At 69.4% G+C, this 11,794-nt stretch carries 11 protein-coding genes; 3 read left to right on the plus strand and 8 right to left on the minus strand.

The window, feature by feature from the left end; genetic code table 11:
• Positions 1 to 76: 76 nt before the first annotated feature.
• Complete coding sequence (locus ACIBU0_RS17105; RefSeq protein WP_398818386.1) at positions 77 to 253, plus strand: hypothetical protein; 177 nt, start codon at positions 77 to 79, stop codon at positions 251 to 253.
• Between the two features lie 84 nt (positions 254 to 337).
• Here ACIBU0_RS17105 and ACIBU0_RS17110 read toward each other — a convergent pair whose 3' ends face one another.
• Entirely contained in the window at positions 338 to 715 is a 378-nt protein-coding gene (locus ACIBU0_RS17110; RefSeq protein WP_398818388.1) for a metal-sensitive transcriptional regulator, read from the minus strand.
• A gap of 236 nt (positions 716 to 951) precedes the next feature.
• Between ACIBU0_RS17110 and ACIBU0_RS17115 the strand changes: the two genes are divergently transcribed.
• Both ACIBU0_RS17115 and ACIBU0_RS17120 read left to right on the plus strand, forming a co-directional pair.
• Entirely contained in the window at positions 952 to 1,572 is a 621-nt protein-coding gene (locus ACIBU0_RS17115; protein WP_015659485.1) for a DUF47 domain-containing protein, read from the plus strand.
• 9 nt (positions 1,573 to 1,581) lie between these two features.
• Entirely contained in the window at positions 1,582 to 2,580 is a 999-nt protein-coding gene (locus tag ACIBU0_RS17120; RefSeq protein WP_398818392.1) for an anion permease, read from the plus strand.
• 595 nt (positions 2,581 to 3,175) lie between these two features.
• Here ACIBU0_RS17120 and pstB read toward each other — a convergent pair.
• The 7 genes from pstB to ACIBU0_RS17155 form a co-directional block, all read right to left on the minus strand.
• The gene (gene pstB / locus ACIBU0_RS17125) at positions 3,176 to 3,952 is read right to left on the minus strand and encodes a phosphate ABC transporter ATP-binding protein PstB (RefSeq protein WP_398818395.1); all 777 of its coding nucleotides are present in this window, start codon (positions 3,950 to 3,952) and stop codon (positions 3,176 to 3,178) included.
• A 68-nt stretch (positions 3,953 to 4,020) separates the two neighbouring features.
• Entirely contained in the window at positions 4,021 to 5,076 is a 1,056-nt protein-coding gene (pstA, locus tag ACIBU0_RS17130; RefSeq protein WP_398818398.1) for a phosphate ABC transporter permease PstA, read from the minus strand.
• Positions 5,073 to 6,077, minus strand: a complete 1,005-nt coding sequence (gene pstC / locus ACIBU0_RS17135; RefSeq protein ID WP_398818401.1) for a phosphate ABC transporter permease subunit PstC — start codon at positions 6,075 to 6,077, stop codon at positions 5,073 to 5,075. Before pstC ends, pstA begins: the two co-directional genes overlap by 4 nt.
• Before the next feature lie 104 nt (positions 6,078 to 6,181).
• On the minus strand, positions 6,182 to 7,306 hold the full coding sequence (gene pstS, locus ACIBU0_RS17140; RefSeq protein WP_398818404.1) for a phosphate ABC transporter substrate-binding protein PstS: 1,125 nt from the start codon (positions 7,304 to 7,306) through the stop codon (positions 6,182 to 6,184).
• Positions 7,307 to 7,552: 246 nt separating this feature from the next.
• On the minus strand, positions 7,553 to 7,975 hold the full coding sequence (locus tag ACIBU0_RS17145) for an NUDIX hydrolase (protein ID WP_398818407.1): 423 nt from the start codon (positions 7,973 to 7,975) through the stop codon (positions 7,553 to 7,555).
• A gap of 62 nt (positions 7,976 to 8,037) precedes the next feature.
• Positions 8,038 to 9,294, minus strand: coding sequence for a CHAD domain-containing protein (locus ACIBU0_RS17150; RefSeq protein ID WP_398818409.1), 1,257 nt, complete (start codon positions 9,292 to 9,294; stop codon positions 8,038 to 8,040).
• Positions 9,275 to 11,653: an RNA degradosome polyphosphate kinase gene (locus tag ACIBU0_RS17155; RefSeq protein ID WP_398818412.1), complete on the minus strand. Its 2,379-nt coding sequence runs from the start codon at positions 11,651 to 11,653 to the stop codon at positions 9,275 to 9,277. The genes ACIBU0_RS17150 and ACIBU0_RS17155 overlap by 20 nt, the downstream gene beginning before the upstream one ends.
• Positions 11,654 to 11,794: the final 141 nt, after the last annotated feature.

Raw genomic sequence — 11,794 nt, forward strand, 5'->3', positions numbered from 1 at the left:
ACTAGCCCGTCCGTGCCATGCGCGGTGTGTAGGCCGCTCCCTACTCTAGGAAGTCGGTAACGGCAGAGAAGAGGTGATGCACGTGGCTCCGGTCGGCGGTACGGCAGTTCAGGACCACGTCGCCCTCGCCGAGATCGAGCTGTGCGGAGAGCTGATCATCGCGGCCTCGGCCGCCCGCGAGGACCGGCTCAGTCTGGAGAGCATCGACGAGGTGCTGAGAGTGGCGGAGGAGCGGGACGCCGAGCGGGAGTGAGTCTTCTCTCTCAGGTCCCCCGGGCAGGCCCGCCGAGTCTCCCGGTTGCCGTCGGTCTGCCCGTCCCGGCCTCCCGGGACTCCGTCAGGTTCGCAGCAGGCGGCCGATCGCCTTCGTCGCCTCCTCGACCTTCGCGTCGATCTCCGCGCCGCCCTTGAGGGCCGCGTCGGCCACGCAGTGGCGGAGGTGTTCCTCCAGGAGCTGGAGGGCGAAGGACTGCAGGGCCTTGGTGGAGGCGGAGACCTGCGTGAGTATGTCGATGCAGTAGACGTCCTCGTCGACCATGCGCTGCAGGCCCCGGATCTGGCCCTCGATGCGGCGCAGGCGCTTGAGGTGTTCGTCCTTCTGCTTGTGGTAGCCGTGGACGCCCCGGTCGTGGTCCGTCACGATGTCCGTGACGGCCGGTTCCACACCCTCTTCGGCGGCGGAGGGCGCACCCGCGCCGGCCTCGGTGGTCGTCATCGCGTCCTCCAGACGTAAACCGCTTCACATACCCCTACTGGGTATATCGTACCGAACTTTGCTGGGTATAGGGCCTGTGGCCGATGCCGCGGAGGGCCGTTGGACTGGACCACCGGGCAGCCCCCGTGCCGACCACTGTGCCCGATGGGCGACACTGGAGGACGGCCCATTAGCCGTGGCCGGATGATGCGCCTAGCATCAGCCTGACCGAAACCGATGCATCCTGAGGACCCCACGTGCGATTTCGTCTGACCCCCCGGGAGACGAGCTTCTACGACATGTTCGCCGCATCCGCGGACAACATCGTCACGGGCTCGAAACTCCTGATGGAACTGCTCGGGGCGGACACCGCCGGCCGGGCCGAGATCGCAGAACGGATGCGGGCCGCGGAACACGCAGGTGACGACGCCACGCACGCGATCTTCCACCAGCTGAACTCCTCGTTCATCACGCCGTTCGACCGCGAGGACATCTACTCCCTCGCCTCGTCCCTCGACGACATCATGGACTTCATGGAGGAGGCCGTCGACCTGGTCGTCCTCTACAACGTCGAGGAACTGCCCAAGGGCGTCGAGCAGCAGATCGAGGTGCTGGCGCGCGCGGCCGAGCTGACGGCCGAGGCGATGCCGAACCTGCGCACGATGGACAACCTCACCGAGTACTGGATCGAGGTCAACCGGCTCGAGAACCAGGCCGACCAGATACACCGCAAGCTCCTCGCCCACCTCTTCAACGGCAAGTACGACGCCATCGAGGTCCTCAAGCTCAAGCAGATCGTCGATGTGCTGGAGGAAGCGGCGGACGCGTTCGAGCACGTGGCGAACACCGTGGAGACCATCGCGGTCAAGGAGTCCTGAGGCCCGTCCATGGACACCTTCGCTCTGGTCGTGACCATCGCGGTCGCGCTCTTCTTCACGTACACCAACGGCTTCCACGACTCCGCGAACGCGATCGCCACGTCCGTGTCGACGCGGGCACTGACGCCGCGGGCCGCGCTGGCGATGGCCGCGGTGATGAATCTCGGCGGTGCCTTTCTCGGGTCCGGCGTCGCCAAGACCGTCAGTGAGGGCCTGATTCAGACACCCGAGGGCTCGAAGGGGATGGGCATCCTCTTCGCCGCTCTGGTGGGTGCGATCACCTGGAACCTCGTCACCTGGTACTTCGGCCTGCCCTCGTCCTCCTCGCATGCGCTGTTCGGCGGCATGGTGGGGGCGGCGCTCGCGGGTGGTACGACGGTGTACTGGGACGGGGTGCTGGAGAAGGTCGTCATCCCGATGTTCGTGTCGCCGCTCGTCGGGCTGTGTGCGGGCTATCTGGTGATGACGGCGATCATGTGGATCTTCCGTCGGGCCAATCCGCACAAGGCCAAGCGGGGCTTCCGTATCGCGCAGACCGTGTCGGCTGCCGGGATGGCGCTCGGGCACGGTCTTCAGGACGCGCAGAAGACGATGGGCATCGTGGTGATGGCGCTGGTCATCGCCGACGTCGAGGATTACGGCGATCCGATTCCGGTGTGGGTCAAGATCGTGTGTGCGGTGATGCTGTCGTTGGGGACGTATGCGGGTGGCTGGCGGATCATGCGGACGCTCGGGCGGAAGATCATCGAGCTGGATCCGCCGCAGGGGTTCGCTGCGGAGACGACCGGTGCGTCGATCATGTTCACCACGGCGTTTCTCTTCAAGGCGCCGATCTCCACGACGCATGTGATCACCTCGGCGATCATGGGTGTCGGGGCGACCAAGCGGGTGAATGCCGTGCGGTGGGGCGTGGCCAAGAACATCGTGCTCGGCTGGTTCATCACGATGCCGGCGGCTGCGGTGGTCGCGGCGTGCGCGTTCGGGGTCGTGCAGCTGGCGTTCCTGTAGGGGGTGACGGCGGTCCGCGGGTGCCGGGAGGTTTTGTCGCCCCCGCCGCCCCTACCCGTCCCATCCTGAAGGGGCTCCGCCCCTTCCACCCCGCCAGGGGGCTCCGCCCCCTGGACCCCCGTCGGCCCCGAAGGGGCCTCGTCCTCAAACGCCGGACGGGCTGAAATGCCTGGACCGGCGTTGAGGGTGCAGCCTCTTGCGGGTGGGTGGGGGGATTGGGACGGCTTTGCTCGTCCTCGAACGCCGGACGGGCTGTAAGTCGCGGCCGGCGCCGAGAGGCGGGCGTGGGCGCTGGGCGCACCCCCACCGAATCCGTACAGGCGCCGCAGGCATCAACGCGCACCCGGACCGAACCCGCACAGGCTGCCGTCGGGCTTCCGGGTCAACCGCTGGAGGCTGCCGCTGGGCTTCCGGTTCAACCGTCGGAGGCTGCCGCTGGGCCTCCGGTCCAACCGTCGGAGGTCGCCGCCGGGCTCCCGGCCCAACCGCCGGAGGCCGCCGTGCAGACACGGGCCCGCCCCCCGGGAGCCGGGGGGCGGGCCCTTTATCTGCCTCGCGGTGGCACCGCCATGCAGCACCGCGAGGGGTTTGGGGGTCAGCCGAAGCGGCCCGAGATGTAGTCCTCCGTGGCCTGGACCGACGGGTTGGAGAAGATGCGCTCCGTGTCGTCGATCTCGATCAGCTTGCCGGGCTGGCCCACGGCGGCGAGGTTGAAGAACGCCGTGCGGTCGGAGACGCGGGCCGCCTGCTGCATGTTGTGCGTCACGATGACGATCGTGAAGCGTTCCTTCAGCTCGCCGATCAGGTCCTCGATCGCCAGGGTGGAGATGGGGTCCAGGGCCGAGCAGGGCTCGTCCATGAGGAGGACCTTCGGTTCCACCGCGATCGCCCTTGCGATGCAGAGGCGCTGCTGCTGGCCGCCGGAGAGGCCCGAGCCCGGCTTGTTCAGACGGTCCTTGACCTCGTTCCAGAGGTTCGCGCCCCTCAGCGACTTCTCGACGACGTCCTGCAGCGCGCTCTTCTTGTAGTTGCCGTTCAGACGGAGGCCCGCCGCGACGTTGTCGAAGATCGACATCGTGGGGAACGGGTTCGGGCGCTGGAAGACCATGCCGATCTCACGGCGGACCGACACCGGGTCTATGCCCGCGCCGTACAGGTCCTCGTCGTCCAGCATCACCTTGCCCTCGACGCGGCCACCCGGCGTGACCTCGTGCATACGGTTCAGGGTGCGCAGGAACGTCGACTTGCCGCAGCCCGAGGGACCGATGAAGGCCGTCACCGAGCGGGGCTCGACCGTCATCGAGATGTCTTCGATCGCCTTGTGGGAGCCGTAGTAGGCGGTCAGACCGCTTACGTCGATTCGCTTGGCCATGTCTACTTCACTTCCAGAATCTTCGGTCGCTGTATGTGCCCCGCCCGGCGGAGCCGGAAATTGTCGCCTCAGCGACCGGTCTTCGGGGCCTTCCAGCGGGCGATCCCGCGGGCCACCAGGTTGAGGATCATCACGAAGGCGATCAGTGTCAGCGACGCCGCCCACGCGCGGTCGTACGCCGGGGCCTCGCCCGAACCGTACTGCTGGTAGATGTACAGCGGGAGCGACGCCTGCGCACCTTCGAAGGGGTTGGCGTTGATGAACTTGCTGCCGAACACCAGCAGCAGCACGGGCGCGGTCTCACCGGCGATGCGCGCGACGGACAGCATGATGCCGGTGGTGATGCCGCCGAGCGAGGTCGGCAGGACCACCTTCAGGATGGTGCGCCACTTGGGCACGCCGAGCGCCAGGGAGGCCTCGCGCAGCTCGTTCGGGACGAGCTTGAGCATCTCCTCGGTGGAGCGGACGACGACCGGCATCATCAGGATCGCGAGGGCGAGCGAGCCGGCGAAGCCGAAGGGCTGCATGTCGAACATCAGCATGAGGCTGAGGATGAACAGGCCGGCGACGATCGACGGAATGCCGGTCATGACGTCGACGAAGAAGGTGACGGCCCGGGCGAGGCTGCCGCGCCCGTACTCCACCAGGTAGATCGCGGTGAGCACGCCGATCGGCGCGGCGATCAGCGTGGCGAGGCCGACCTGCTCCAGCGTGCCGAGGATGGCGTGGTAGATGCCGCCGCCCGGCTCCGAGTCGGCGACCACGCCCATCGAGTGGCTCAGGAAGTAGCCGTCGAGGACCTTCACACCGCGCTGGACGGTCGACCACACCAGGGAGGCCAGCGGCACCACGGCGAGCACGAAGGCGACCCACACCAGCGCGGTGACCACGCGGTCCTTGGCCTGGCGGCGGTTCTCGACCCGGGCGGCGATGACATACGTGCCGAAGATGTAGAGAAGCGCGGCGATCAGTGCCCACTGGATGCTGCTGTGCAGACCGGCGGCGGCGCTGATGCCGAGTCCGAGCGCGACGGATCCGGCGGCGATGGCCCACGGAGCCCACTTGGGCAGGCGGGCGCCGCGCAGGGTGCTCGGGCCCTTCGGGGTGATGGTTGCGGTGCTCATGCGTTGGCCCCCGAGTACTCCTTGCGGCGGGCGATGATCGCGCGGGCCGCGCCGTTGACGATCAGGGTGATGACGAACAGGACCAGACCGGAGGCGATCAGCGCGTCACGGCCGAACTCGGTGGCCTCGCTGAACTTGCTGGCGATGTTCTGGGCGAAGGTGCCGCCGCCCGGGTCGAGCAGGCTGGCGTGGATCTGGAAGTCGGGGGAGAGCACGGTGGCGACGGCCATGGTCTCGCCGAGGGCGCGGCCGAGGCCGAGCATCGAGGCGGAGATCACGCCCGAGCGGCCGAAGGGGAGGACCGCCATGCGGATCACTTCCCAGCGGGTGGCGCCGAGGGCCAGCGCCGCCTCCTCGTGCATCTGCGGCACCTGGCGGAAGACCTCACGGCTCACGTTGGTGATGATCGGCAGGATCATGATCGCGAGCAGGATGCCGACCGTGAGCATGGAGCGGGCGGCGCCGCCCTGCCACTCGAAGATGCCGGTCCAGCCGAGGTAGTCGTTCAGCCAGCCGAACAGGCCGTTCAGGTGCGGCACCAGGATCAGGGCGCCCCACAGGCCGTAGACGATGGACGGCACGGCGGCGAGCAGGTCGATCACATAGGCGATCGGGCCGCTCAGCCGGCGCGGGGCGTAGTGGGTGAGGAACAGCGCGATGGCGACCGCGACCGGGACCGCGATGACCATGGCGATGATCGAGGACACGACCGTGCCGAAGGCCAGGACCGCGATGCCGAAGACCGGCGGGTTGACGCCGGTGTTCCACTCGAAGGTGGTCAGGAAGTTGCCGTCGTCCTTGCTGATGGCCAGGGCGGCGCGGTAGGTGAGGAAGCCGGCGATCGCGGCCATGATCACCAGCAGCAGAATGCCCGACCCACGAGAGAGACCGAGGAAGATGCGGTCTCCGGGCCGGGTGGCGCCACGGGCCGCGCGCTTCTGCTCGCCTGTGGACGGCTGGGGGAGGGGGGGAGGCGTGTCAGTTATCTGTGTTGTGTCCATCGGGTTCTCCGGTCTGCGGAGCAGTACGCCGGGTACGGCTCCTGGCGGCGGTGCACCGGACGGTGCGGTCCGGTCCCGCGGGGAGACCGGACCGCACTCTCAGATCAGCTCAGGCTCTCGACGGTGGTACGGACCTTGGCGATGATGTCGTCGGGCATCGGCGCGTAGTCGTTCTCGGCGAGGATCTTCTGGCCGTCCTCGGAGGCGGCGTAGCGCAGGAACGCCTTGACCGCGGGCAGGGTCTCGGCCTTGTTGCCCTTGTCGCAGACGATCTCGTACGTCACCAGGACCATCGGGTAGGCACCCTCGGCCTTGGTGTTGTAGTTGAGCTTCAGGGCGAGGTCACTGCCGGTGCCCACGACCTTGGCGTCCGCGATGGCCTTGGTGGCGTTGTCGACGGTGGCCTCGACCGGGGCGGAGGCACCGGTGTTGATCTGGGCGGCCTTGATGCCGTCCTTGGCGTACGACAGCTCGAAGTAGCCGATCGCGCCGGCGGTCTGCTTGACCTGCGCGGCCACGCCGGAGGACTGCGGAGCGGACTGGCCGCCCTTGGCCTGCCAGGCCTTGCCGCCCTCGTAGGGGAAGTCGCTCTTGGCGGTGGCGATCAGGTACTTGGTGAAGTTGTCCGTGGTGCCGGACTCGTCGGAGCGGTGGAAGGCCTGGATCTTCAGGTTGGGCAGCTTGGCGTCGGGGTTCAGCTTCGCGATCGCCGGGTCGTTCCAGTTCTTGATCTTGTCGTTGAAGATCTTGGCGATCGTCGGGGCGTCGAGGACGAGGCTGTCCACACCCGGGACGTTGTAGCCGAGAGCGATCGGGCCGCCGACCATCGGCAGGTCGATGCCCTGGCCGCCGGAGCAGACCTTCTTGGAGGCCTCGACCTCTTCGGGCTTCAGCGCCGAGTCCGAACCGGCCCAGGGGATCTGGCCCTGCGTGAACGCGGTGACACCGGCACCGGAACCGCCGGCCTTGTAGTTGATCTCCACCTTGCAGGCGGACGAGAACTGCTTGACCCACGCGTCGACCGCGTTCTTCTGCGCGGAGGAGCCGTCGGAGAGCAGCTGGCCGGAGGCGTCGTCACACTTGATGTTGCTGGCGTTGGCGGGGGCGGAAGCGTCGCCGCCGTTGCTGTTGCCGGTGTCGTCCGAGCCGCACGCCGTGAGGGCCAGGGCGCCGGAGACGGCGAGAGCGCCGAGAGCGAGTGCCCGCCGGTTCTTGCGCTGAAGCTTCACTTGAGGGAGTTCCTTCCGAGAGCCGCCGTCCTGAATTCGGCGGCGTGCGAAGACTGGGTGATGCGACCACGTCCCCCCGGGGCGCGGTCCGTCATCGTGCAAGGCTGAAATTAGGCAGAACAGGTGAAGGCGCCGATGGACGTAAATGAACGCGGGGTGAACCCCTGGGGACGGTGCGGTGAGGTAACGGAACGCTCACGTTGAGGACACGGGTGTATTCCGAGAATTTGTGCGGGTTGCTTCGGGCTATGCCGGGCGGAGCGACTCCAGCAACGCGTCCACGAGGGAGCGGTCCCTCGGCTGGGTCAGGCGGCTCCGGGCGGCCGTGGGGGAGAGCCACAGCAGGCGGTCCACCTCGGTGCCCGGGGTGAAGGTGCCGGATCCCGCCTCGGCCGCCCAGTAGCGGACCTCCTTGGGGCGGCCGTTCGCCAGGTACCGCAGCGTGGGGAGCCGGGCGCCGGGCCGAGCGGAGTGCCCCGTCTCCTCCGCCACCTCGCGCAGGGCGCCGGCGAGAGCGTCCTCTCCGCGTTTCAGCTTGCCCTTCGGGTGGGACCAGTCGTCGTACTTCGGTCGGTGGATCAGGCATATCTCCAGCTCACCGTCTACCGGTGAGCGGCGCCACAGGACACAGCCGGCCGCATGGACGGTGAGGTCGTTCGCTTGAGTCACCGGGTGTGCCTCCTTCGGGAGTGCCCAAGGGGTGCTTGGGTGCCTGAGGGCGCCTGGGGTGTCTAAGGGGTGCCTACCGTCCGCATCTGCCAGGACTGCTGGAACGCGAACCGCGCCGCCTCCACCTCGTGCCGCTGGTCGGCGTGCAGCACGCCGAGGGCGTACGCCGTCGCCGGGGCGATGCGCGGGGTGCGGGCCGCCTGGGCCGCGGCCGCGGCCGCCTCCGAGGCGTCGCGGTGCCGGTTCAGGGCCTGGCCGGACGCCAGCAGCCGTACGTCCACCGGGTGGTCGTCGCCGTACAGGACCTCGCGCGCATAGCGGTGCAGGCGCAGCAGCAGGCGGACCTGGTGCCAGGGGGCGTCCTGCGGATGCGGGGCCGGGTCCGGGGACAGGCCGTGGATCAGGGCCTCCGCGTTGTAGGGGTGGCCGGCGGTGAGCAGCGGCAGCGCCGTCACGGCGTCGGTGAGCCGCTCCTCGGCGGCCGCCGCGAGGGGGCGCAGGTCGGCGGTGGCCGCGGCGGGGGTGAGGGGGACCTCGCTGGCCAGTACGGCGATGGTGTCGGCCACGGCGTGAAAGCGGCTGCTGCCGAGGGCCTGGAGCGCGCTGGAGTGGGCTCGGGTCCGGGCGAGGGTGAGCTGGCGTTCCAGCAGGGCGCCCGCTTTGGCCGCGCCCACGGTGAGGTTGCCGCGCTCGAGGGTGGCCGCGGGGTGGGCCGCCGGGCCGGTGCTACCGGGTGCCGCTTTCTGCGGGACGGGCGTCACCCCGGCGGCACGAGTGCCCGCGGCTACGCCCGTACGGCTGCCCGCGGCTGCCGCGGCCGAGCCACTGCCCGCGCCCGCACCGGACACGCCACCCGAACCTGATCCGGCACCCGCGCCCGATCCGGCACCCGCACCGGACAGGCCCCCTGCCCCCGCACCCGGCAGGCCCGCCGCCCCGGGCTGCGTCGGCAGTGCGGTCGCCCCCGACAGGCGGTGGAGTGCCAGGAGCAGGCGTTCCAGACGGGCCGCGTAGGCGTGTTCCAGGGCCAGCGTTCCGGAGAGCCAGGCCAGTTCCGGGCGGATGGACTCCGACCAGTCGGCGTCCAGCAGGGGGCGGAACGTGTGCAGGCTGGCGCTGATGCGGCGGGCCGAGCGGCGTAGCGCGCGGGCCGCGTCGACGGACTCCTCCGAGCCGCCCGCCGCACCCGCACCGGTCTCCCGGTGCAGACGCAGGGCTCGGAGGAACTCCGTGGCCTGGGTGCGCAGGTAGCCCGCGAGGGCATCCCCCGTGATCACCCCGGCCGTGGGGTCCGTCGGATCAAGGTGTTGCTGTGCCACGCCGGCGCCTCCGGGCGTCTATGAGCATCTCCTGGACGTTGCGCAGGGGCTGGCCGTCCCCGTCCGTCGCATGCCGGGTCCACTCACCGTCCGGCCCGAGGTGCCAGGACGCGGTGGTGTCCGACATACCGGTCTCCATGAGCCGGTTCAGCGCGGCACGGTGGGCCGGGTCGGTGACCCTGACCAGGGCCTCTATACGGCGGTCGAGGTTGCGGTGCATCATGTCGGCGCTGCCGATCCACACCTCGGGTTCGCCGCCGTTGCCGAAGGCGAAGACCCGGGAGTGTTCGAGGAAGCGGCCGAGGACCGAGCGGACGCGGATGTTCTCCGACAGTCCCGCCACACCCGGGCGGACCGCGCAGATGCCGCGCACCCAGATGTCGACCGGCACGCCCGCCTGGGACGCGCGGTAGCAGGCGTCGATGAGCGCCTCGTCGACGATCGAGTTCACCTTGATGCGGACATAGGCGGGACGTCCGGCACGGTGGTGCTGGACCTCCTTGTTGATCCGCGAGACCAGGCCGTCGCGCAGGGACTTGGGGGCCACCAGAAGGCGGCGGTACGTCTCCCGGCGGGAGTAGCCGGAGAGGCGGTTGAACAGGTCCGAGAGGTCCGCGCCCACCTGCGGGTCGGCCGTCAGCAGCCCCAGGTCCTCGTAGAGCCGCGCCGTCTTCGGGTGGTAGTTGCCGGTGCCGACGTGGCTGTAGCGCCGTAGCGTCTCGCCCTCCTGGCGGACCACCAGCGACAGCTTGCAGTGGGTCTTCAGACCGACGAGGCCGTAGACCACGTGGCAGCCGGCCTCCTCCAGCTTGCGCGCCCACTTGATGTTGGCGTGCTCGTCGAAGCGGGCCTTGATCTCGACCAGGACGAGGACCTGCTTGCCGGCCTCGGCCGCGTCGATGAGCGCGTTGACTATGGGCGAGTCGCCGGAGGTCCGGTACAGGGTCTGCTTGATCGCGAGGACGTCCGGGTCGTCGGCCGCCTGCTCCAGGAACGCCTGCACGGACGTGGAGAAGGAGTCGTACGGGTGGTGGAGGAGGACGTCCCGGTTGCGCAGGGCCGCGAAGATGTCCGGCGCGGACGCCGACTCGACCTCGGCGAGATCGCGATGGGTGCCCGCGACGAACTTCGGGTACTTCAGCTCGGGCCGGTCGATGGAGGCGATGCGGAACAGGCCCGTGAGGTCCAGGGGGCCGGTCAGCGGGTACACCTCGGCCTCGCTGATCTTCAGCTCGCGCACCAGCAGGTCCAGGACCTCCTGGTTGATGTTCTCCTCGACCTCCAGGCGCACCGGCGGCCCGAAGCGGCGCCGCATGAGCTCCTTCTCCAGGGCCTGGAGCAGGTTCTCGGCGTCGTCCTCCTCGACCTCCAGGTCCTCGTTGCGGGTGACCCGGAAGGCGTGGTGCTCCAGGACCTCCATGCCCGGGAACAACTCCTCCAGGTGGGCCGCGATGACGTCCTCCAGCGGGACGAACCGGCCGGGAGAGGCCTCCAGGAAGCGGGAGAGCAGCGGCGGCACCTTGACGCGGGCGAAGTGCGGGGTGCCGGTGACGGGATTGCGTACGCGCACGGCCAGGTTCAGGGACAGGCCGGAGATGTACGGGAAGGGGTGCGCCGGGTCGACCGCCAGCGGGGTCAGCACCGGGAAGATCTGGTGCCGGAACAGGGTGAAGAGGCGGGCCTGCTCCTTCTCCGTCAGCTCGTTCCAGCGGACCAGGTGGATGCCCTCCTCCGCGAGCGCGGGGGCGACGTCCTCGTGGTAGCAGGCGGCGTGCCGGGCCATCAGCTCGCGGGAGCGGGCCCAGATCATCTCCAGGACCTCGCGCGGCTGCAGGCCGGACGCGGACCGGGTGGCGACACCGGTCGCGATACGGCGCTTCAGACCGGCCACCCGGACCATGAAGAACTCGTCCAGGTTGCTGGCGAAGATCGCCAGGAAGTTCGCCCGCTCCAGGAGCGGGGTGTTCGGGTCCTCGGCGAGTTCGAGGACGCGCTCGTTGAACGCGAGCCAGCTGCGCTCCCGGTCCAGGAACCGGCCCTGGGGCAGCTGGACTCCGTCGATCTCGGAGACCTCGTAGGCGTCGAGGTCGGCGTCGATGTCGGGTTCCAGTTCGGAGACGACCGCCGCCGAGGTGACCGTGTGCGGGCGGTGCGCCGCTATGGAGCCCACGGAGGGCTGCGCGTGCTGGACCGTGGCCTGGGCGTTTGTGGACTGGCTCATATGCCCATTGTTCCGCGCGTCGAGGCTTACAGGCGCGTCGGAGAGCGCGGGTGGGAGCGTGGCGGGGAGGCGTCGTGCGTCCCCGTTCCTCGCGCTCCCCCCGGGGGGCGGCGAAGGCTCTGGCACGGCGGTGGTCATTGGCCGAGGGTCGCAAGTCCGTCTGAACCAATGGTTACGGAGACATGGCGTGCGGGATAGCGGGGAGCGGCTCACGGGCGTCCACGTCTCCCGCCGAGTGCCCCGGGCATATGCCCGAGCCGCACGTCCCTCCCCCCGTGG

The sequence above is a fragment of the Streptomyces sp. NPDC049627 genome, from assembly GCF_044465645.1.
Taxonomy (GTDB): Bacteria; Actinomycetota; Actinomycetes; order Streptomycetales; family Streptomycetaceae; genus Streptomyces.